The 20676-nt window shown below is 69.3% G+C and carries 18 protein-coding genes; 6 read left to right on the top strand and 12 right to left on the bottom strand.

The window, feature by feature from the left end:
* Window positions 1–8: 8 nt before the first annotated feature.
* The 7 genes from ACFOWZ_RS25140 to argC are packed head-to-tail and all read right to left on the bottom strand — an operon-like array spanning window position 9 to window position 5881.
* Window positions 9–275: an argininosuccinate synthase gene (locus ACFOWZ_RS25140; protein ID WP_382376326.1), complete on the bottom strand. Its 267-nt coding sequence runs from the start codon at window positions 273–275 to the stop codon at window positions 9–11.
* On the bottom strand, window positions 268–753 hold the full coding sequence (locus tag ACFOWZ_RS25135) for an arginine repressor (RefSeq protein ID WP_030474027.1): 486 nt from the start codon (window positions 751–753) through the stop codon (window positions 268–270). The genes ACFOWZ_RS25140 and ACFOWZ_RS25135 overlap by 8 nt, the downstream gene beginning before the upstream one ends.
* On the bottom strand, window positions 750–1682 hold the full coding sequence (gene argF, locus ACFOWZ_RS25130; protein ID WP_382376325.1) for an ornithine carbamoyltransferase: 933 nt from the start codon (window positions 1680–1682) through the stop codon (window positions 750–752). Before argF ends, ACFOWZ_RS25135 begins: the two co-directional genes overlap by 4 nt.
* A complete protein-coding gene (locus tag ACFOWZ_RS25125) occupies window positions 1679–2836 on the bottom strand; it encodes an acetylornithine transaminase (RefSeq protein WP_382376324.1) in 1158 nt (385 codons plus the stop codon). Before ACFOWZ_RS25125 ends, argF begins: the two co-directional genes overlap by 4 nt.
* Window positions 2833–3702, bottom strand: coding sequence for an acetylglutamate kinase (gene argB / locus ACFOWZ_RS25120; RefSeq protein ID WP_382376323.1), 870 nt, complete (start codon window positions 3700–3702; stop codon window positions 2833–2835). Before argB ends, ACFOWZ_RS25125 begins: the two co-directional genes overlap by 4 nt.
* Window positions 3699–4871 carry a bifunctional glutamate N-acetyltransferase/amino-acid acetyltransferase ArgJ gene (argJ, locus tag ACFOWZ_RS25115; RefSeq protein ID WP_382376322.1) on the bottom strand — a complete coding sequence of 391 codons (1173 nt, stop codon included), beginning with the start codon at window positions 4869–4871 and terminating at the stop codon, window positions 3699–3701. Before argJ ends, argB begins: the two co-directional genes overlap by 4 nt.
* On the bottom strand, window positions 4868–5881 hold the full coding sequence (argC, locus tag ACFOWZ_RS25110; RefSeq protein WP_382376321.1) for an N-acetyl-gamma-glutamyl-phosphate reductase: 1014 nt from the start codon (window positions 5879–5881) through the stop codon (window positions 4868–4870). The genes argJ and argC overlap by 4 nt, the downstream gene beginning before the upstream one ends.
* Before the next feature lie 182 nt (window positions 5882–6063).
* On the opposite strand from argC, the gene ACFOWZ_RS25105 reads away from it, so the two are divergent.
* Genes ACFOWZ_RS25105 through ACFOWZ_RS25095 form a run of 3 tightly spaced genes read left to right on the top strand, consistent with a single transcriptional unit; the run spans window position 6064 to window position 9657 of the window.
* Window positions 6064–7554, top strand: coding sequence for a sensor histidine kinase (locus ACFOWZ_RS25105; protein WP_382376320.1), 1491 nt, complete (start codon window positions 6064–6066; stop codon window positions 7552–7554).
* Window positions 7551–9005: a histidine kinase gene (locus ACFOWZ_RS25100; RefSeq protein ID WP_382376319.1), complete on the top strand. Its 1455-nt coding sequence runs from the start codon at window positions 7551–7553 to the stop codon at window positions 9003–9005. The genes ACFOWZ_RS25105 and ACFOWZ_RS25100 overlap by 4 nt, the downstream gene beginning before the upstream one ends.
* Window positions 9006–9015: 10 nt before the next feature.
* Window positions 9016–9657, top strand: a complete 642-nt coding sequence (locus ACFOWZ_RS25095) for a response regulator (protein ID WP_382376318.1) — start codon at window positions 9016–9018, stop codon at window positions 9655–9657.
* On the opposite strand, the gene sthA is transcribed toward ACFOWZ_RS25095, so the two are convergent.
* Entirely contained in the window at window positions 9644–11059 is a 1416-nt protein-coding gene (gene sthA, locus ACFOWZ_RS25090) for a Si-specific NAD(P)(+) transhydrogenase (RefSeq protein ID WP_382376317.1), read from the bottom strand. The two genes, ACFOWZ_RS25095 and sthA, sit on opposite strands and share 14 nt — an antisense overlap.
* Before the next feature lie 83 nt (window positions 11060–11142).
* Here sthA and ACFOWZ_RS25085 point away from each other — a divergent pair, with 83 nt between their 5' ends.
* Window positions 11143–12195, top strand: coding sequence for a 2-oxoglutarate and iron-dependent oxygenase domain-containing protein (locus ACFOWZ_RS25085; protein WP_382376316.1), 1053 nt, complete (start codon window positions 11143–11145; stop codon window positions 12193–12195).
* Here ACFOWZ_RS25085 and ACFOWZ_RS25080 read toward each other — a convergent pair.
* A complete protein-coding gene (locus ACFOWZ_RS25080) occupies window positions 12152–13156 on the bottom strand; it encodes a hypothetical protein (RefSeq protein ID WP_382376315.1) in 1005 nt (334 codons plus the stop codon). The genes ACFOWZ_RS25085 and ACFOWZ_RS25080 overlap by 44 nt on opposite strands.
* A 150-nt stretch (window positions 13157–13306) precedes the next feature.
* On the opposite strand from ACFOWZ_RS25080, the gene ACFOWZ_RS25075 reads away from it, so the two are divergent.
* Window positions 13307–13972: a DNA alkylation repair protein gene (locus ACFOWZ_RS25075; protein WP_382376314.1), complete on the top strand. Its 666-nt coding sequence runs from the start codon at window positions 13307–13309 to the stop codon at window positions 13970–13972.
* A gap of 273 nt (window positions 13973–14245) precedes the next feature.
* Here the strand turns inward: ACFOWZ_RS25075 and ACFOWZ_RS25070 are convergent, their stop codons facing one another.
* The 3 genes from ACFOWZ_RS25070 to pheS form a co-directional block, all read right to left on the bottom strand.
* Window positions 14246–14743: a hypothetical protein gene (locus ACFOWZ_RS25070; RefSeq protein WP_382376313.1), complete on the bottom strand. Its 498-nt coding sequence runs from the start codon at window positions 14741–14743 to the stop codon at window positions 14246–14248.
* Between the two features lie 489 nt (window positions 14744–15232).
* Window positions 15233–17710, bottom strand: coding sequence for a phenylalanine--tRNA ligase subunit beta (pheT, locus tag ACFOWZ_RS25065; protein ID WP_382376312.1), 2478 nt, complete (start codon window positions 17708–17710; stop codon window positions 15233–15235).
* A gap of 4 nt (window positions 17711–17714) precedes the next feature.
* Window positions 17715–18782, bottom strand: a complete 1068-nt coding sequence (pheS, locus tag ACFOWZ_RS25060; protein WP_382376311.1) for a phenylalanine--tRNA ligase subunit alpha — start codon at window positions 18780–18782, stop codon at window positions 17715–17717.
* Between the two features lie 135 nt (window positions 18783–18917).
* Here pheS and ACFOWZ_RS25055 point away from each other — a divergent pair, with 135 nt between their 5' ends.
* Window positions 18918–20675 (top strand): HSP90 family protein, encoded by a 1758-nt coding sequence (locus ACFOWZ_RS25055; RefSeq protein ID WP_382376310.1) that lies wholly within the window; start codon window positions 18918–18920, stop codon window positions 20673–20675.
* The last annotated feature ends 1 nt before the right edge of the window (window position 20676 follow it).

Genomic DNA, 20676 nt, shown 5'->3' with positions numbered 1-20676 from the left:
CGCAACTCTCAGCTAGCGAAGTCGTAGAGCGATTCTTCCGAACGGGCCACGAGCCCGACCACGCGCCCCTCGTGCAGCGCCACGTCGACCTCGCCGGAGCCCGTCGCCAAAGCCATCCGCGCCACCCGTACCGCGACGGATCCCAGGTTGGACTTGACCACACCGGCGCGGAAGTTGAGCTCGCGGACGGCCTCGGCGACCGAGACCGTCTCACCGTCGACCGCCACCGGCACACCGGCGTCGAAGGTCAGCACCGCGTGCACGGGGTCATTCATCGACGGAACCGGAGGCCAGCGCGGTGATGCGGTCGGCGAGCTCGGCGCCGGTCATCGGCTCGCGGGCCACGACCAGGATCGTGTCGTCACCCGCGATCGTGCCGACGACCTCGTGCAACGCCGCGCGGTCCAGCGCGGACGCCAGGAACTGCGCGGCACCGGGCGGAGTCCGCAGCACCGCCAGGTTCCCCGAGAAGTCGGTCGACACCAGCAGCTCGCCGAGCACCCGCACGAGCCGCGTCGTCCCGCCCTGCACACCGCGCACCGGGCTGCCGTCCTCCGGGATCACGTAGACCGGCGCACCGCCGTCAGGTCCGCGCAGCTTCACCGCGCCGAGCTCGTCGAGGTCGCGCGACAACGTGGCCTGCGTGACGTCGATGCCTTCCGCCGCAAGCAGTTTCGCGAGCTCCGACTGGCTGCGGACGGCACGCTGGCTGACCATCTCGACGATGCGGCCCTGACGGGCGGTGCGGGTCATGACGGCTGCTCCAGCAACCACACGAGCAACGCCTTCTGCGCGTGCAGCCGGTTCTCGGCCTCCTGCCACACCAGCGACTGCGGACCGTCGAGCACCTCGTCGGTGATCTCCCAGCCGCGGTGTGCGGGCAGGCAGTGCAGCACGGTCGAGTCGGGCTTTCCGGTCGCGGCCAGCAGTTCCGAGTTCACCTGGTAGGGGCGGAACGGGCCGACGCGGTCCTTGCCGTCGTTCTCCTGCCCCATCGACGTCCACGTGTCGGTGACCAGCACGTCCGCGCCGTCGACCGACTCGCGCGGGTCGCTGATCAACGCCACCGAACCACCGGTCTCGGCCGCACGCTTCTTGGCGTCCTCCAGGAACTGCGGGTTCGGCACAAAAGAAGCCGGCGCGCCGATGCGGACGTGCATACCCGCCGTGGCACCGCCCAGCAGCAGCGAGTGCGACATGTTGTTGGCGCCGTCGCCCAGGTACGTCAGCGTGAGTCCGGCCAGCTTGCCGTAACGGCGGCGGATCGTCTGCAGGTCCGCGAGCACCTGGCACGGGTGGAACTCGTCGGTCAGCGCGTTCACGACGGGAATCCGCGAAACGGAAGCCATCGCTTCCATGCGGGCCTGCGCGAACGTCCGCCACACCACGGCGTCGACGTACCCGGACAGGATCCGCGAGGTGTCCTCGATCGTCTCCTCGCGGCCCAGCTGCATCGACCGGCCGTCGATGATCACGGGGTTGCCGCCGAGCTGCGCGATGCCGACCTCGAACGACAGCCTGGTGCGCGTCGAGTTCTTCTCGAAGATGACCGCGACGGACTTGGGGCCCGCCAGCGGTTTCGCGGTGAACCGGTCCGCCTTGTAGACGTCCGCGAGGTCGAGAACGGCCGCCTGCTCCTCGGTGGTCAGGTCGTCGTCGCGGAGGAAGTGCCGCAAAGTCACTGCTGCTCCTCAAAGAAAGTCGGCAGCGCGGCCACGAACGACTGCGCGTCGGATTCGTCCAGGATCAGCGGCGGCGCCAGGCGGATGACGTCGGGCTGGATCGGGTTGATCAGGTAACCGGCCTTCTGCGCGGCCGCCGCGGCCTTCGCCGAGACCGCCTCGCGCAGCGTGATGCCGAGCAGGAGGCCGGCTCCCCGCACTCCGGAGATCGCCGGGTGGTGCAACGCCTCCACGCCGGCCGCGATCTCCTTGCCCACGGCTGAGGCGTGCTCGAGCAGGCCTTCCGCGGCGATCGTGTCGAGCACCGCGAGGGCGGCCGCGCAGCACACGGGGTTGCCGCCGAACGTGGTGCCGTGGTGTCCGGGCTGGAACAACTCCGCCGCCGCACCGAACCCGATGGTCGCGCCGAGCGGCAGGCCACCGCCGATGCCCTTCGCGAGGGTCATGACGTCCGGCACGATCCCGGCCTGCTGGAACGCGAACCACGTGCCGAGGCGGCCGATGCCGGTCTGCACCTCGTCGAGGACGAACAACGCGCCGTGCTCGGACGTGATCCGGCGCGCTTCCTGGAGATAGCCCTCGGGCGGCATGACGACGCCCATCTCGCCCTGGATCGGCTCGACGATGAACGCCGCGGTGTCGTCGTCGATGGCGGCCTCGAGAGCGGCGACGTCACCGAACGGGATGTGCGAGACGCCGGGAACGAGCGGCTCGAACGGCGTCTTCTTGCCTTCCTGGCCGGTCAGCGACAGCGCGCCCATCGTGCGGCCGTGGAAGCCGCCGAGCGTCGCCACGACCTTGGTGCGGCCGGTGCGGCGCGACATCTTCAGCGCCGCCTCGTTGGCCTCGGCGCCGGAGTTGCAGAAGAACACCTTGCCCGGCACGCCGCACAGGTCGAGCAACCGCTCGGCCAACGCCAGCGCGGGCTCGTTCACGTAGAGGTTCGAGGTGTGGCCGATCGTGGAGATCTGCTTCGTGACCGCCTCGACGATCTTCGGGTGCGCGTGGCCCAGCGCGTTGACCGCGATGCCGGTCAGCAGGTCCAGGTAGCGGTTTCCGTCGGTGTCCCAGACGTACGCGCCCTCACCGCGCTCCAGGGCGAGCTGAGGTGTGCCGTAGTTGTCCATCATGGACTGTTGCCAGCGCGTGGTCATTTGTCCCCCAACACCATCGTGCCCACACCCGAGGAGGTGAAGACTTCGAGCAACACCGAGTGGGCCAGCCGCCCGTCGATCACGTGCGCCTGTGGAACTCCGCCGCGCACCGCCCGCAGGCAGGCCTCCATCTTCGGCACCATGCCGCTTTCCAGGTCCGGCAGCATCTTCTCGAGCTCGGCTGCGCGAACCTGGTTCAGCAGCGAGGACCTGTCCGGCCAGTTCGCGTAGAGGCCCTCGACGTCGGTGAGCACGACGAGCTTCTCGGCACCCAGAGCGACCGCCAGCGCACCCGCGGCGGTGTCCGCGTTCACGTTGTGCGGCACGCCGTTGATGTCCGGCGCGACCGACGACACGACGGGGATCCGGCCCGCACGGACGATGTCGAGCACCGCGTCCGGGTTGACCTCGGTGATGTCGCCGACGAGGCCGATGTCGACCTCCTCGCCGTCCACGACGGCTCCGCGGCGCGTGGCGGTGAACAGGTGCGCGTCCTCGCCGGAGATGCCGACCGCGTACGGGCCGTGCTGGTTGATCAGGCCGACGAGCTCACGTCCGACCTGCCCGACCAGAACCATCCGCACGACGTCCATGGCCTCAGGAGTCGTCACGCGCAGGCCACCGCGGAACTCGCTGTGGATGCCGAGCCTGTCCAGCATCGACTTGATCTGCGGGCCACCACCGTGCACGACGACCGGGCGCAGGCCGCACAGCCGCAGGAACACCATGTCCTCGGCGAACGCCTTCTTCAGCTCGTCGTCGACCATGGCGTTGCCGCCGTACTTGACGACGACGAGCGCGCCGCGGAAGCGCTCCAGCCATGGCAGTGCCTCGACGAGGACTGCCGCCTTTTCTTGTGCGTTCATGAGGAGTAAGCGCTGTTCTCTTCGACGTAGCCGTGGGACAGGTCCGTGGTCAGGACGGTGGCTTCCGCGTCACCGACGTTGAGGTCGATGACGATCTCGATCTCGCGGCCGGACAGGTCGGCTTCTGACCGATCGCGGTCACGGGTTCCGTTGCGGTACAACGACACGCCGTTGATCAGGATCTGCAGCACGTCCGGGTCGATCTCGGCGTCTGCGCGCCCCAGGGCCATCGCGATGCGGCCCCAGTTCGGGTCGCTGCCGAACAACGCGGTCTTGACCAGGTTGTCCTCGGCGACCGTCCGTCCGACGTGGACGGCCTCGGCCTCGGTCGCGGCCTGCTTGACGGTGATGCTGATTTCCTTCGTCACACCTTCGGCGTCGCCCTGGAGCTGCTTGACCAGGTCGGCGGAGACCTCGGTCAGCAGTGCCGCGAAGTCCTCGAACGAAGGCTCGATACCCGAAGCACCTGACGCCAAAACAAGCACCGTGTCGTTGGTGGACGTGCCGCCGTCGACGTCGAGGCGGTCGAACGTGGAGCCAGTGGCAAGACGCAACGCCTTGTCCAGCTGCTCGCCGGAGATCTTGGCGTCGGTCGTGATGACCGACAGCATCGTGGCCATGTTCGGGGCGAGCATGCCCGCGCCCTTCACGAACCCGCCGACCGACCAGCCCTGCTCCGACGCCTTCCACGACTGCTTGGGACGGCTGTCGGTGGTCATCACGCCGGTGGCGGCGTTGAGACCGGCCTCGACGGACGAGTCCAGTTCCTTCGCGGCGTTCTCGACCCCGGTCAGGACCTTGTCCATCGGCAGGCGCTCACCGATCAGACCGGTGGAGCACACCGCGACGTCGACGGCACCGACGCCGAGCACCTCGGCGACCTTCTCCGCCGTCGCGTGGGTGTCCTGGAAGCCCTCGGGACCGGTGCACGCGTTGGCACCGCCGGAGTTGAGCACGACCGCGGTGAGACGTCGGGACTGGATCACCTGCTGCGACCACAACACCGGCGCGGCCTTCACCTTGTTGGTGGTGAAGACACCGGCGGCGGCGTCCTGAGGCCCGTCGTTCACGACGAGCGTGAGATCGAGAGCACCGGATTCCTTGATCCCGGCGGCGATCCCGGCGGCCCGGAAACCCCGGGGTCCGGTGACGCCCTTGGTGCGGTTCACGGAGCGACTCCAACGGTCGAGAGGCCTGCCGTTTCCGGCAGTCCGAGAGCGAGGTTCATGCACTGGACAGCGGCACCCGCGGTGCCCTTGGCCAGGTTGTCGACGGCGGCCACGACCACGAGCCGGCCCAGGTCCTCGTCGACCGTGACTTGCATCTGAACGGCGTTCGACCCGAGAACCGCGTTCGTCGTCGGCCAGAAACCTTCGGGCAGGAGGTGCACGAACGGCTCGTTCGCGTACGCCTTCTCGTAGGCCACGCGAACGTTTGCGCTCTCTTTGAGCTGCGCTGTGCAGGTCGCGAGGATGCCCCGCGACATCGGCGCCAGCACCGGCGTGAAGCTGACCTTGATCGGACGACCGGCCGCGGCGCTCAGGTTCTGGGTGATCTCCGGTGTGTGGCGGTGCGCACCACCGACGCCGTACGCGCTGGCCGAGCCCATGACCTCGGACCCGAGCAGGTTCGGCTTCAGCGACTTGCCCGCGCCCGACGTGCCGGACACGGCGACGACGACAACCTCGTCCTCGATGAGGTCGACGGCGGGCGCCAGCGCGAGCGAGGACACCGTCGGGTAGCAGCCGGGGACGGCGACGCGGCGTGCGCCCACGAGCCTGTCCCGCTGGCCGGGAAGCTCGGGCAGCCCGTACGGCCAGGAGCCCGCGTGCTCGCCGCCGTACCACCGCTTCCAGTCGTCGGCACTGGTCAGCCTGTGGTCGGCGCCGCAGTCGATCACCACGGTGTCGTCCCCGAGTTGCTCGGCGAGCTCAGCCGAGTGACCGTGGGGAAGTGCGAGGAACACCACGTCGTGCCCCTCGAGGGTCTCGGCTGTGGTGTCTTGGAGTCGTCGGTCCGCGAGCGGCAGGAGGTGCGGCTGGTGCTTGAGCAACAGGTCGCCGGCACTGCTGTTCGCCGTCAGCGCGCCGATCTCGACGTCCGGATGAGCCAGTAGCAGGCGGAGCAGCTCGCCACCCGCGTATCCGCTGGCGCCCGCGACCGCGATCCTCACTGTCATGCGCATGATTATGCACGGTCATGCAAACTCACTCAACCGAGTTGAGTTGAGTACGCGGGGAGCTTTCGTACTCTCCTGGCGCACGGGAGGGCCCCGCGTGCGTCAAGAAGTGGACGGGTGGCTATGCGGACGCGGCCACCTGGCGCTGGGTCCCCGAGCCCGCGTTGACCAGAATGATCAGCGTGAACGTGAGGCTGCGCGACGGGCTGTGGGCGGTCTGCGCCTTCCTGTTGGCGCTGGTGACGCTGGTGACACCGCTCGGCAGACCGGTCGAGTGGTGGCTCGTCGTCGCCTCCGCCGTGTGGGCGGGGGCGCTGGTGCCCGTGAGTGCCCGGTGGCCGCGAACTGCGATCCTGCTCACCGCTCCCCTGCAGGCGGCCGGCAACCTGCTCGCGATCGCCCCGACCTCGCTCGTGATCTTCCGTGCGGGCCGCAGCCTCCGCTCGCCGCGGCAGCTGTGGGCAGCGGTGACCGGGACCGCCGTGCTGCTGGCCGGGTTCGGCGCCCTGCACACGTGGCGCGCAGGCGACGGCCTGACCGAGTTCGTCCTCGAGACGGCGTTCACGGTCCTGTTCCTGCTGGTCTTCCCCGCCGTGGCCGGAGCGCTCGTCGGGCGGCGCAAGCCGTTGACGCAGGTCCTGATGGAACGCAACGACTACTTGGAGCACGCGCGTGTGTTGACCGCGAGCACCGCTAGGTCCGACACGCGCGCACACATCGCCAGCGAGATGCACGACATGCTCAGCCACCGCCTCAGCCAGTTGACCGCGCACGCGGGCGTGCTGGAGCGCTCCGCCGCCGAGCAGGCCCCGGAGCTGCGCGAACAGGTCGAGTTGATCCGCAAGACGTCCGCGGTCGCGATGGAGGAGCTGCGCGAGATCCTCGGCGTCCTGGGAAGTTCGGTCGACGCCGACGCGGACGCCGGTACGCGCGCGGACGTCGAACGGCTCGTGGCCGCTTCTACTGCTGCGGGCGTGTCCGTCCACCTGGACTGGTCCGGCGACGACCTGGCCGATGCCGACACACGGTTGCGGAGGGCGGTGCACCGGGTCGTACGTGAGGCACTCACGAACGTGCACAAGCACGCGCCATCAGCCCGCACGCGTGTGTCCGTGCATGCCGGCGACCGCGTGCACGTCGAAGTGGTCAACGGCCGGAGCAGCGAACCTCGGGGTGGCGGCACCCGCCGCGGGCTCATCGGGCTGGAGGAACGGGTCGCGCTGATCGGCGGGACGTTCGACGCCGGGCCGTTCGCCGGCGGGTTCCGGGTGGCGGCCGACCTGCCGTCGCACCCGGTCGTGCAGGAGGAGGCGGGTGCGGCGGGTGCCGTGGCGGAGGCGCCACCACCGATCACCGCCGAGATCCTGACCGTGCCGCGCGCGGTCGGGAGCGGCTGTCTCGCCACGCTGTCCGTCGTCCCGGCGCTCGGCACCGTGCTCGTCCTGCTCGTCATCGCGATCTTCAGCAGGGGCGAGATGACCCAGCAGGAGTTCGACGCGTTCCAGGTGTCGGTCGTGCACGAGGAGGAGGTCACCGAGACGCACGGCTTCGGCGTGCCGTCGGACCACGCCGGGTGCTTCCGCTACCACGTCCGCGACGACTCCAGCCGCGACTTCGAGCTGTGCTTCGACCGCAAGGCCGTGCTGGTCGCCAAGAGGGAGCTGGCCCGATGAGGTTCGTCTGGCCCGCGTTCGCGTTCCTGGTCGGCCTGGTGCCGTTGATCGCGCCGCTGGCACCGACCCCGCACCCGTTGCTGACCGTCGCCGCCGCCGTGTGGATCGCGGTGCTCGTCTGGCTCGCGCCGCGAAAACCGACGTGGGCGCTGCTGCTCACCGCACCGCTCTTCGCCGTCAACAACCTCTGGGCGCAGGCGACGACCACGTTCGTCATCTTCGCGGCGTCCCGGCGCATCCCCCGCCTCGGCCGGCTGTGGGCGCTGCTGGGTGCGGCGATGGTGCTGCAGACCGCGTTCAGCCTCTTCTTGGTGGACCAGAGCCAGCCGCTGTGGCAGAGCCTGGTCGGCGGATTCGCCGGGGCGGCGTTCTTCGTGCTGTTCCCCGCCGTGTCCGGCATGTTGCTCGGCCGCCGCAAGCCGATGCTCAGGCTGTTGCAGGAGCGCAACGAGTACCTGGAACGCGCCCGCGCGCTGACCGCCGCGTCGGCACGGTCCGAGGAACGCGCGCACATCGCCGGCGAGATGCACGACATGCTCGGCCACCGGCTCAGCCTGATCTCCATCCACGCCGGAGCCCTCGAGCTCGCGACCGCGCGCAAAGCCCCCCAGCTGCACGACCAGGCCGAACTGATCCGCACGACGTCGTCGCTCGCGATGGCCGAACTGCGCGAGATCCTCGGCGTGCTGCGGACGAACCCCGAGCCCGAGTCGCTCGACGAGGACACCGGCACCCGTTCCGGCATCGCCGCGCTGGCCGAGAGCTCCTCGGCGTCCCTCGACTGGTCCGGCGACGACCTGCACGGCGCCGATCCGCGCACCCGGCGCGCGGTGCACCGGGTGGTCCGCGAGGCGTTGACGAACGTCCGCAAGCACGCGCCGCTCGCCCGCACCCGAGTGCAGGTCAACGTCCACGGTGGACGCGTGCGGATCCAGGTGCTCAACGGGCCTTCCCCCGCGACACCCGGCAAGGGCGCCCGGCGTGGCCTGATCGGCCTGGAGGAACGCGTCGGGCTGCTCGGCGGGTCGTTCAGCGCGGGGCCGCCGGTCGAGGGCGGGTTCAGGGTGGCCGCGGACGTGCCGCTGCACCCGTCCGTGCAGGCCGCCGCCGAGGCCAGGGAGGTGCCGCCACCGCTCGCGGCCGAGGTCCTGACCGTGCCGCGCGTGGTGGGTGGCGGGTGCCTCGGGCTCCTCGCGCTGCTGCCGATCTCCGCGGCGTTGATCGTGCTGCTGCTCTTCGCGTTGCTCAACCCGACGGAGATGAACGCGCCGTACTTCGACTCGCTGCGTGTGGGTGTCACCTCCGAGGAGGAGATCATGAACCAGTACGGCATCGGGCAGCTCGGCGTGGACGGGTGCGTGCGGTACCGGACCTCGCACAACCCCGAGCTGCTCTACAAGCTGTGCTTCCGCGACGGCAAGCTGCACTCGAAGACGCAGGAGAAGCCGTAATGTGCCCGGCGTGATCCGAGTCCTCATCGCCGACGACGAAACGCTCATGCGTGCCGGCATCCGGCTGATCCTGGAGAACGACCCCGAGATCACCGTGGTGGCCGAGGCGGGCGACGGCAAGCAGGCCGTCGAGCTCGCTTCGAAGCACTCCGTCGACGTCGCGTTGCTCGACATCCGCATGCCCGGCGGCGACGGGCTCAAGGCGGCCGAGCAGATCGCGGGCGGCACCAACGTCGTCATGCTCACGACGTTCGGAGAGGACTCCTACGTGGCGCAGGCCCTCAAGGTCGGCGCGACGGGGTTCCTGCTCAAGGACACCCCGCCGCAGGAGCTGATCAACGCCGTCCACAAGGCGGCGCGGGGCGAACCGATCCTCGCCCCGCAGATCACCAAGCGCCTGATCGAGAAGCACCTCACCGCGCCCGGCGACGGCTCGCAGGCGCGCCTCAAGATCGACGCGCTCACCGAGACCGAACGCAACGTGCTCAGGCTCGTCGGCGAAGGACTGTCCAACTCCGAGATCGGCGAACAGCTCTACATGGCGACCGGCACGGTGAAGGCGCACATCAGCCGGATCCTGCCCAAGCTGGAGTGCGCCAACCGCGTGCAGGCCGCCATCATCGCCCACGACGCGGGGCTCACCCGGTCGTGAAGCGGTCCAGTGCGCGGATCTTGTTCGTCGCGTCGAGTGCGGCGACCTTGTACGCCTCGGACAGCGTCGGGTAGTTGAAGACCGTGTCGACGAGGTAGTCGACCGTGCCGCCACAACCCATCACGGCCTGACCGATGTGCACGAGGTCCGTCGCACCGGTGCCGAACACGTGCACGCCGAGGATCTTCCGGTCCACAGTGGACACCAGCAGCTTCAACATGCCGTACGCGTCACCGACGATCTGGCCGCGGGCGAGCTCCCGGTACCGCGAAATGCCGACCTCGTAAGGAATTGCGGACGAGGTGAGCTCGGTCTCCGTCGCGCCGCAGTACGAGATCTCCGGAATCGTGTAGATGCCGATGGGCTGCAACGCCGTCAGGTCGTGCACCGGCTCGCCGAACGCGTGGTACGCGGCCAGCCGGCCCTGGTCCATCGACGTCGCGGCGAGCGCCGGAAACCCGATCACGTCACCGACGGCGTAGATGTGCTCGACCGGCGTGCGGTAGTGCTCGTCGACGGTCAACCGGCCGCGGCGGTCGGCTTCCAGACCGGCGGCGGCGAGGTCCAGCTTGTCGGTGCAGCCCTGGCGACCGGCCGAGTACATGACCGCGGCGGCGGGGATCCGCTTGCCCGACGCCAGGGTCGTGATCGTGCCAGAGTCCGACACCGAGACGTCCACGACCTTCTCGTCGAACCGGAAGGTGACGGCCTGGTCGCGCAGGTGGAACTTCAGCGACTCCACGATCTCCGGGTCGCAGAAGTCCAGCATCTTCTCGCGCTGCTCGACGACGGTGACGCGGCACCCGAGCGCGGCGAACATCGACGCGTACTCGATGCCGATCACGCCGGCGCCGACCACGACCAGCGACGACGGGATCTCCTGGAGCGCGAAGACCTCGTCCGAGTCGAGGATCCGCTCCTCGTCGAAGTCCACCGCGGACGGACGCGCGGGCGTCGTGCCGGTGGCGATGACGACGAACTCGCCGGTGATCCTGGTGTGGTCGCCGCGGTGAGTCCCTTCCACCGCAACGGTGTGCGGGTCGACGAACCGGCCGACGCCGTTCAGCAGGTCGATGCCGTTGCGGTGCAGCTGAGCGCGCACGACCTGGACCTCGCGGCCGATCACGTGCTGCGTGCGGGCCATCAGGTCGCTGATCGTGATGTCCTGCTTCACGCGGTAGCTCGCGCCGTACAGCTCGCGCTGGCTCATGCCCGTCAGGTACATGACGGCTTCGCGCAAGGTCTTCGACGGGATGGTGCCCGTGTTCGCGCAGACGCCGCCGACCATCTCCTGCTTGTCGATGATCGCCACGCGCTTGCCCAGTTTCGCACCCGCGATCGCCGCTTTCTGGCCGCCAGGACCAGAGCCGATGACGATCAGGTCGTAGTCGTACGACGTCATGACCAGCAGCCTACTAAGACGGATCCGATTCCACCCCCGAAAGAAATATGAACCCCTGACGCCGAACCAGCGTTCGTTGGGCCATGACCGAACTACGCACCTTCCGTCTGCCCGAGACCGTCACCGGTTCGGACGACGACGTCGAGCTCGGCCGCCAGCTGATCGCCGCCTGGCAGGCCGACGGGATTCTGCAGATCGCGACGGACGCGGTGCAGGACCGGAAGACCGAGGCGGCCATGGCCGCCAGCAGGAGGTTCTTCCACGACTTGACGCTCGAGGAGAAGTCACGGTTCGTGAGCGACCTGACCTACGCCGGTTACATCGCGTCCGGCGAGGAGGTCACCGACGGCGTCGCGGACTACTCGGAGATCTTCACGGTCTGCAAGGACGTTCCGCTCGACGACTCCCGCGTCGTCGACAGATGGCCGTGCCACGGACCCGTGCCGTGGCCGGACGCGCGCTACCGGGACGCCATGCGGGAGTTCATGGCGATGCTCGGTGAGGCCGGCGAGAAGATCCTGATGCTGGCCGCACTGGGCTTCGGGCACGACGCCGACGCGTTCACCAGGCTGACCGCGGACGGCTGGCACCACATGCGGGTGCTGCGCTTCCCCACCAGGTCCGGCGCCGTCGACCGCGGCATCGGCGCCCACACCGACTACGGCATGCTCGTCCTCGCCGCGCAGGACGACGTCGGTGGCCTCTACGTCCGCCCGCCGATCGAGGGCGAACAGCGGCCGCGCAACTGGCTGCCCGACGAGTCGGCGGCCGGGTGCTTCCAGGAGGCCGACGGCTGGACCTACGTCGAACCCGTGCCGCACGTCTTCACGGTGTTCCCCGGCGACGTCCTGCAGTTCCTCACCGGAGGAAGGCTGCTCTCCACACCCCACAAGGTGCTGCTGAACACCCGCGAACGGTTCACCATGGCGTACTTCCACGAGCCGAACTTCGAGGCCGTCGTGCGGCCGTTGGACGATCCGCACGGCGACGACGTCATCCACTACGGCACGCACTTCACCAACATGTTCATGCGCTGCTACCCCGACCGCGTCACCACGCGCCGCATCGTCGAGGAGGACCGGCTGACGGTGCTCAGCGAACTCCGGTCCGGGACTCGTCACTCCCGAACGGGATGATCAGGTCGAGCAGGCGGGCCGTGGCGCGGTACTCCGCGACGCGGTCCGCGAACGGCCGCTGCACGATCCGGTGCACGGTCTCCTCGGACAGCCGTTCGTAGGCGGGAACCGTGTCGTGGCTGAGGAAGTCCCAGCGCGCTTCCCGGTCCGCGTAGTTGAACGCGGGCAGCGGGCCGCCGAACAACGGCCGGTACTGCGCGGGGGTCTTGCCTCCCGGCACCGGCATCGGGCCGGCCACCGTGATCGCGTACGTGACCACCTCACCGGGCGGCAGCAGCCGAGCGCGCATCCGGTTGAACTGCTCGGCGATCACCAGGTTCTGCTCGCGCGACGAGAACTCCATGACGGCCTGCGCCGGATCCGCCCACGCGGCGGTGGTGTCGGCGTCGATGATCCCCGCGTCGCGCATCTCCTCCACGGCCTTGATCCCACCGTGCAGGTAGGCGGCGTGCATCGCGCCGAGGTCCATGAAGATGTGCTTCTGCATGGACATCAGCATCGACGAGAACCAGCGCAGCTCCGGCAGCGTGCCGAGGTCGAGCATGCCGGCAGCGAACGCTGGAGCGCCGATGTTGGCGAATCCCATCCACCGCAACGAGTCCGGGTTCTGGGTGTAGAGCTTCGCGTAGAAGTCGTAGACCGCGAAGATGGTCGCGCGGTTGGTCTCGGCGCTGCGCTGCGGGTCCCACTCGGACAGCCGCACGCCCGCGTCCTCGGCGGCGCGGACTATCCAGTACTGCCACAACAACGCCTTGAACCGCGTCGGCGGGACGCCTTTCGCGCGGTGCCGGTTCAGCGCGGCCTCGAGCACGGCCCTGTCGTACGGCAGATCGGGGTGAACGCCACCCCGCTCTTCCCCGTTTCCGTTGGACAGCGGCAGATCCAGGTAGTCCACCGTGTCCGCCTTGGTGGCACCCATGCTGGTGAGCACGAGCGCCGCCACAACCATGAGCACGCGCATGAATGCGAATGGTAGTCGGCGGAAGCATCGTTTCTGTTCACAATCCCGCGCGGGCAAAGTGATGATTGAGTTTCCCGGGATATTTGCGTCGGCAATGGGCCATCGATCTCAACGGTCGTACTCCTTTGAGCCGTACGACCTGGGTATACGGTGCGTTCTGTGACATTCGTGGAAGCGGTTCGGGCCGGTTTGCGGGAGCTGGCGGATCCGGCGAAGGCGCCGGAGATGCAGGCGTACATGAAGTCCGACATGCCGTTCCTGGGGGTGCAGAAACCGGGGCGGGTGGCATTGCTGAAGTCGCTGCCGGTGCCCAGTGATCGCGACGAGTGGCTCGACGCCGTGCAGACGTTGTGGCGGGAGGCGACGTACCGCGAGGAGCGGTACGTGGCGCTGGCGGTGAGCGGGGACCGCCGCTTCCAGTCGGTCGAGCTGATGCCGTGGTTCGACGAGATGATCGTCACCGGCGCGTGGTGGGACTACGTGGACGAGATCGCGTCGAAGCGGGTCGGGCCGTTGCTGCGGTCCACGCCGGCCGTCGTGCGGCCGCTGATGCTGAAGTGGTCGACCGACGCGGACAGGTGGCGGCGCCGGACGTCGATCATCTGCCAGCTCGGGTCGAAGGGGGCCACCGACGTGGAGCTGCTGTCCGCGACGATCGACGCGAACGTGGACGACCCGGACTTCTTCCTGCGCAAGGGGATCGGGTGGGCGCTGCGGGAGTTCGCGAAGACCGAGCCGGGATGGGTGCGGGCGTTCGTGGACGCTCGGCCGGGGCTGTCGCCGTTGTCACGACGGGAGGCGCTCAAGCACCTCTGAGCAGCCTGCCCAAGCCTGTCCGCCGGCTCCGGTCTTGGCGCGAAAAGCACGTTGCAGACAGGTGCCGGCGTGGATGAACGGCGCATTTGTCCACCTGAGGTGGACAAATGCGCCGTTCATCGCCAGCGATCGGGGGCCCGGGGAGTTGGTTGCAGCCAGGCCGGTGCCTCGTTGCAGCCAGGATTCACCAACAGCATCGTCTATCGGCCCAAACGTGCTTTTCGCGCCGAACCAGCCGACAGGGTTCCGGACGGGACTGGCTCGGCGTGGTGCTCAGCCGTGTTTCGCGCGACCCGAGTAGGTGAGCGGGAAGACGAGCTCGGCGCAGGCGGCCGGAACTTCCTTCGCGACCTGGACCTTCATGACGACCTCGACCGCGCCTCCGGCCGGGATCTCCACGATGTCCTTGAGCGGTACCACGGTCAGCACGCCGGACGGGCAGCCCTCGACGCGCTGCTGGGTGGCGTCGAGCGGCTGTCCCGGGACCGCGGACAGGCTCTCGACGATGATGTCGACGGGGTTCGGGTTGGACAGCCGCACCTTGCGTTCGCCCTCGGCGCCCGGCTTGAGCTCCACGGCCGCGCCGGAGATGTCGTTGATCTCGAACGGCTTCAGCTTCTGCATGCCGGACTCGCCACTGCTGACGGAGTACGCCATCGCTGGCGTCTTCGGGTCGGGCCACGTCAGGTGCATGGCCGCCACGACGGCCGCGCCGACCATGAGGATCGTCAACGACACGGCGATCTCAAGGCGCGGACCCAAACTACGCATGGCGCAACTCTCCAGAGTTGTTGCTCCAGGCGGTGGGTTCGCCTCTAGCTCCCCACCGGACCGGCGACCAGACTCGCCCGGTGGTTCATCGCTTCGCCCCTCGGCCCAGCGGGCCGCGTCGCCAATCTTGGAGAAGCTTCACGTACTGCGCAAGCGTCTGACGGGCGCCGATTTCCCCCTGTAATGAGGGACTTTTGGCACCTTGACAGCTACGCAGGGCTACCACCTGCTGATTTGATCCCAAATCCCGACTGCCGGGATTCGACCGATCGAGCGAACTTTCATGAACAATTGATCTGGTTGTAGCTGGCGGCCCACGCTGCTGGCTGAGACCTGGAACCCCTGTTGCGACAACACTGTGTACATAGTGACACCCGTCGCCGGAGGCCACGACACCGAGGTCGAGTTCGGATCGTGGAGCAGGGCACTCGCGGTGCGGCAAAGCCCGAGATTCGCGTGGAATCTCGGGCTTCACCAGGTGAGAACCGGTCAGGCGCGGAGTGCTGCGCCCAAACGTTCGCCGGCGGCGGCAACAGCGGCGTCGCGGGCCGAAGTCGCCTCCTCCACCGTCAAGGTGCGGTCCGGGGCGCGGAAGCGCAAGGAGTACGCGAGCGACTTCTTGCCCTCGCCCACCTGCTCGCCCGTGTACACGTCGAACAGGCGGATGTCCTCGAGCAGGTCGCCCGCGGACGCGCCGAGCACCTCGGACACCGACTGCACCGGCACGGAGGCGTCCACGACGAGCGCGACGTCCAGCAGCACCGGCGGGTACGCCGACACCATCGGGGCCGGGCGGTGGTCGTCCAGCGGGAGCGCGTCGAGGTCGAGCTCGAACGCCACGGTCCGCTTGGGCAGGCCCAGGGCCTCGATCACCTTCGGGTGCAGCTCACCGGCGTGGCCGGCGGGCCAGTCGCCGACGCGCAGCTCGGCGCAGCGGCCGGGGTGCCACGGCAGGAGGTCCGACGCGACGACGCGCAACGTCACCCCGTACGCCTGGCCCACGCGGCGGGCGGCCTCGACGGCGTCCGACCACTCGGCCACGCGGCCCTTGCCCCACCAGCCGGCCAGCTCGCGGTGACCCGTGAGCACACCGGCGACGTGCAGCGGCTGCTGCGGCAGCGCGGCCAGCATCGAGGCGACCTCGGCCTGGGTCGGCCTGCGGTCGACACCCAAAGAAGGCACCGGGACCTGCTGTGCGCGCGGCAAGGTCACCTGGGCGACGTTGTACAGCGCGACGTCCTTCGCCCCGCGGGCCAGGTTGCGCTGAAGGGTCTCCAGCAGGCCCGGCAGAAGCGTGGTGGCGAGGACGTTCTTGTCCGCCTCCAACGGGTTCAGCACGCCGACCGTGTTGCGGCGGACGTCGTCCTCGGCGAGCCCGAACGCGTCGAACACCGACGGGTCGATGAACGGGAACGGCTTCACCTCGACGAAGCCGTCCTCGGCCAGCGTGCGCCACACCGTGCGGCGACGGCGCTGCTGCTCGGTCAGGCCGCGGCCGGCGGGGGCGGGCGGCAGCACCGAGGGAATCGTGTCGTAGCCCTCGAGCCGCAGCACCTCCTCCACCAGGTCGGCGGGCTGCACGAGGTCGGCACGCCACGTCGGAGGCACGGCGGTGACGATCGTCTGGCCGTCGTCCGAGGTGGTGACGGAGACCTGGCAGCCGATCTGGCCGAGACGGCGGGCCGTGACGCCTCGCGCGTAGCGGACGCCCGCCACGCGGTCCGGCAGGTCGATCGGCATCGACACCGGCGCGGGCAGCGCGGGCACGCCGACGTCGGTGCGGCCGGGCTTGATCTGGCCCTCGGCGTAGTGGTTGAGCAGCTTCGCGGCCCGCTCCAGCGCCACCGGGGCGAGCGCCGGGTCGACCGTGCGCTCGAAGCGCTTGGCGGCCTCGGACGGCAGCTTGTGCCGGCGGACCGTGCGCGCGATGGACGCCGGGTCCCAGTTCGCGGCCTCCAGCAGGATGTCCGAGGAGTTGTCCTGGACCTCCGTGGAAGCGCCGCCCATGACACCGGCGAGCGAGATCACGCCGGAGTCGTCCGCGATCACGATGTCGTCGGGGTCGAGGGCGCGCACAGAGTCGTCCAGCGTCGTGAGCTTCTCGCCCGCGTGAGCCCGACGGACCGTGAGCGCGCCCGAGAGAGAAGCGGCGTCGAACGCGTGCAGCGGCTGGCCCAGTTCGAGCATCACGTAGTTCGTGACGTCGACCGGCAGCGAGATCGAGCGCATGCCCGCGAGCATCAGCCGGCGGCGCATCCACCACGGCGTGGGCGCGGTCGGGTCGACACCGGTGACCCGGCGGGCGACGAACCGCGAGCAGCCGGTGCGGTCCTCGATGTGGACCGGCCACACCTCGCCCTCGGCCTCGGGGATCTCGACGACACCGGGGTCGCCGAACGGCACGTCCAGCGCGCAGGCGATCTCACGCGCCAGGCCGCGGACCGAGAACGCGTAACCGCGGTCCGGGGTCGGCGCGACCTCGATGACGCTGTCGTTCAGGCCGAGCAGCTCGAGAGCGTCGTCACCCGGCTGCGCGGTGCCCGTGGGCAGCACGAGGATGCCGGAGTGGTCGTCGCCGATGCCGAGCTCGTCGGCGGCGCAGATCATGCCCTGCGACATGCGGCCGTACGTCTTGCGCTCGGAGATCGTGAAGTCACCCGGCAGGACGGCGCCGGGCAGCGCGACGACGACCGAGTCGCCCTCGACGAAGTTCGTGGCGCCGCAGATGATCTCGTTGACCTGCTCGGGGCCGACCTCGACCTTGCAGTGCCGGATCGGCTTCTTGAACTCGGTGAGCTCCTCGATCTCGACGACGCGACCGGCGACGATCGGGCCGGTCACGGGACCGAGCGGGCTCACCTCCTCGACCTCGATGCCGATGCGGGTGAACGCCTCGGCGAGCTCGTCGGGCGTGGGGACTTCGTCGAAACCGAGGTGTTCGACCAGCCAGCTGACCGGGATGCGCACCGGATCAGGCCTCCGTTCCGAATGGCTGGGTGAAGCGGACGTCGCCCTCGACCATGTCGCGCATGTCGGGCAGGCCGTTGCGGAACTGGAGCGTGCGCTCCAGGCCCATGCCGAACGCGAAGCCGGAGTACACGTCCGGGTCGACGCCGCAGGCGCGCAGGACGTTGGGGTTGACCATGCCGCAGCCGCCCCACTCGACCCAGCCCGCGCCGCCCTTCTTCTCCGGGAACCACACGTCGACCTCGGCCGACGGTTCGGTGAACGGGAAGAAGCTCGGGCGCAGGCGGGTCTTCGAGTCCTCGCCGAACATGGAGCGCGCGAAGGCGTCCAGCGTGCCCTTGAGGTGGCCCATCGTCAGGCCCTTGTCGACCGCGAGGCCCTCGACCTGGTGGAACACCGGGGTGTGGGTCGCGTCGAGCTCGTCGGTGCGGAACGTGCGCCCAGGGCACACGACGTACACCGGCAGCTCGCGGTCCAGCAGCGTGCGGGCCTGCACGGGCGAGGTGTGCGTGCGCAGGACGAGGCTGCTGTCCGACGGCGCGATGTAGAACGTGTCCTGCATCGAGCGGGCCGGGTGGTCCTTGCCGAAGTTCAGCGCGTCGAAGTTGAACCACTCGGTCTCGAGCTCGGGGCCTTCGGCGATCTCGTAGCCCATGGCCACGAAGACGTCACCGATGCGCTCGGCGAGCGTCGTGATCGGGTGGCGCGCGCCGCGCGGGAAGCGGTCCCACGGCAGCGTGACGTCGACGGACTCCTCGCGCAGCACCCGCTCGTCGCGTTCGATCTGGAGCACGGCGTGGCGCTCGTCGAACGCGGTCCTGATCGCGGACTGCGCCTCGTTCACCCGCTTGCCGGCCTCGGCCTTCGCCTTGGGAGGCAGTGCACCGATCTCGCGGCGGGCCAGCAGCACGGGCGACCGGTCACCGAGGTGGCCCGGCTTGACCGCCGCCAGGGCCTCCAGGTCGGCAGCTCCGGCGAACGCCTCGCGCGCCTTCTGCACGGCGGCGTCGAGGTGCTCGGCCGACAGCGCCGCGACCTGCTTCGGGTCGTACGGGTCGTTGGCTCCGGACATGGTTGGTGTACAGCTCCCGTCGCGGACATCTGGTAATCAACAGGCAGATCCTAGTGGGTGCGCTCTTGACCGCTCCCGGACGTTCCTTTAAAGAGCGGCACTGGCCCCTGGTCCGTCCCTAGGATGGACGGCATCATGTCGCACACCTTCCGCGTCGACCTGCGCGGCATCATCGACCTGCTCAGCCACCACCTGTACAGCAGTCCCCGCGTCTACGTGCGCGAACTGCTGCAGAACGCCGTCGACGCGATCACGGCACGGCGCGAGCTCGACCCGTCCTGCCCGGCCGAGGTCACGATCACCTGCGGCTCCACGCTGACGATCACCGACACCGGTGTCGGACTCACCGAGACCGAGGTGCACGAGCTGCTGTCGACGCTCGGGCGGACGTCCAAGCGCGATGAGCTGGGGTTCGCCCGCGAGGGGTTCCTCGGTCAGTTCGGCGTCGGCATGCTGTCGTGCTTCCTCGTGGCGTCTTCAGTGACTGTTGTCACTCGGTCCGCGCGCGGTGGTGCGGCGGTGCGCTGGCAGGCGGATTCTTCTGGGAACTATTCAGTGTCCGAAGTAGACACTGCGGACGGTGTGCCGGTCGGCACGACGGTGGTGCTGAGCGCGTCGCGCGGCAACGAGCACTGGCTCGAAGCGGACGTCGTGCGGCCGTTGGTGAGCGACTACGGCGATCTGCTGCCGGCCGTGGTCACGCTGGACGGCGCCGTGGTGACCCGCGGTGAACGACCCTGGGACGACGAGGAAGCCGATCTTTCGGCGTACTGCGAGCAGATCTTCGGGTTCACCCCGTTCGAGGCGATCCCGATCGAGGTCGAGGCGGCCGGGCTGACCGGTGTCGCGTTCGTGCTGCCGTCCGGAGTGCATCCCGGCACGCGCCAGACCCACCGCGTGTACCTGAAGCGGATGCTGGTCGGCGACAACGTCGAGGGTCTGCTGCCGGACTGGGCGTACTTCGTGCGGTGCGTGGTCGACGCGTCGTCGATCCGGCCGACGGCGTCGCGCGAGTCGCTGTACCAGGACGAGACGCTGCTGGCGGTGCGCGAGGAGCTGGGCGAGCAGATCCGCGACTGGCTGATCCGGCTGGACGCGATCGAGCCGCGCCGCGCCGGTGAGCTGCTGGCCGCGCACCACCTGGGGATCAAGTCGCTGGCGCGGTCGGACGACGAGATGCTGCGGCTGGTCGAGCGCTGGCTGCCGTTCGAGACCACCGACGGCCCGGTCCCGTTGCGGCAGTTCAAGCGCAAGCACGGCGCGATCCTCTACATCCCGGACGTCGACGAGTTCCACCAGCTCGCACCGGTCGCGGCCGCGCAGGGCCTCGGCCTGGTGAACGCCGGCTACGCCTACGACCTGGAGCTGCTGAACCGGCTGAGCGCGCTGGACGGCGCGTCCGTCGCGCGCAGGGTCGCTCCCACGGAGCTGCTGGCCGCGTTGGCCGACCCCGAACCGGACATCGAGACGGCGTTGCGGCTGCGGCTGTCCGACGGGGCTGCGGCCCTGGACCGGCACGACTGCGACGCGGTGATCCGCGACTTCGACCCGGTCTCGCTGCCCGCGCTGCTGATCACCAACGCGGAGCAGCAGCGCAAGCTCGACACCGAGCAGACCGCCGAGGAGACCACAGACCCGTTGTGGGCGGAACTGCTCGGGCAGCTGACCGCCGACTCCGGGTCCTCGCGGCCGGAGCAGCTGGTGCTCAACTGCCGCAACCCGCTCGTGCAGCGGCTGGCGCGGCTGAACGACCCCGCGCTGGTGGAGCTGACGCTGGAATCCTTGTACGTGCACGCCGTTCTGCAGGCTCGGCGGGCGATGCGACCGAAGGACACGGCGGCGCTGAACCGCTCGTTCCTGGAACTGCTGGACCGCGCCGTTGGGGGCAAGTGAC

It is taken from the genome of Lentzea rhizosphaerae (assembly GCF_042649515.1).
Classification (GTDB): domain Bacteria; phylum Actinomycetota; class Actinomycetes; order Mycobacteriales; family Pseudonocardiaceae; genus Lentzea; species Lentzea aerocolonigenes.
Note: the sequence above shows the minus strand (reverse complement) of the source record. Positions and strands in the feature narration are given on the sequence as shown.

What these genes read in the sequence shown, in the direction of transcription:
- ACFOWZ_RS25140 (WP_382376326.1), bottom strand. Translation starts at nt 275, where the DNA reads ATGAATGACCCCGTGCACGCGGTGCTGACCTTCGACGCCGGTGTGCCG.
- ACFOWZ_RS25135 (WP_030474027.1), bottom strand. Translation starts at nt 753, where the DNA reads ATGACCCGCACCGCCCGTCAGGGCCGCATCGTCGAGATGGTCAGCCAG.
- ACFOWZ_RS25125 (WP_382376324.1), bottom strand. Translation starts at nt 2,836, where the DNA reads ATGACCACGCGCTGGCAACAGTCCATGATGGACAACTACGGCACACCT.
- argB (WP_382376323.1), bottom strand. Translation starts at nt 3,702, where the DNA reads ATGAACGCACAAGAAAAGGCGGCAGTCCTCGTCGAGGCACTGCCATGG.
- argC (WP_382376321.1), bottom strand. Translation starts at nt 5,881, where the DNA reads ATGACAGTGAGGATCGCGGTCGCGGGCGCCAGCGGATACGCGGGTGGC.
- ACFOWZ_RS25100 (WP_382376319.1), top strand. Translation starts at nt 7,551, where the DNA reads ATGAGGTTCGTCTGGCCCGCGTTCGCGTTCCTGGTCGGCCTGGTGCCG.
- sthA (WP_382376317.1), bottom strand. Translation starts at nt 11,059, where the DNA reads ATGACGTCGTACGACTACGACCTGATCGTCATCGGCTCTGGTCCTGGC.
- ACFOWZ_RS25085 (WP_382376316.1), top strand. Translation starts at nt 11,143, where the DNA reads ATGACCGAACTACGCACCTTCCGTCTGCCCGAGACCGTCACCGGTTCG.
- ACFOWZ_RS25080 (WP_382376315.1), bottom strand. Translation starts at nt 13,156, where the DNA reads ATGCGCGTGCTCATGGTTGTGGCGGCGCTCGTGCTCACCAGCATGGGT.
- ACFOWZ_RS25070 (WP_382376313.1), bottom strand. Translation starts at nt 14,743, where the DNA reads ATGCGTAGTTTGGGTCCGCGCCTTGAGATCGCCGTGTCGTTGACGATC.
- pheS (WP_382376311.1), bottom strand. Translation starts at nt 18,782, where the DNA reads ATGTCCGGAGCCAACGACCCGTACGACCCGAAGCAGGTCGCGGCGCTG.
- ACFOWZ_RS25055 (WP_382376310.1), top strand. Translation starts at nt 18,918, where the DNA reads ATGTCGCACACCTTCCGCGTCGACCTGCGCGGCATCATCGACCTGCTC.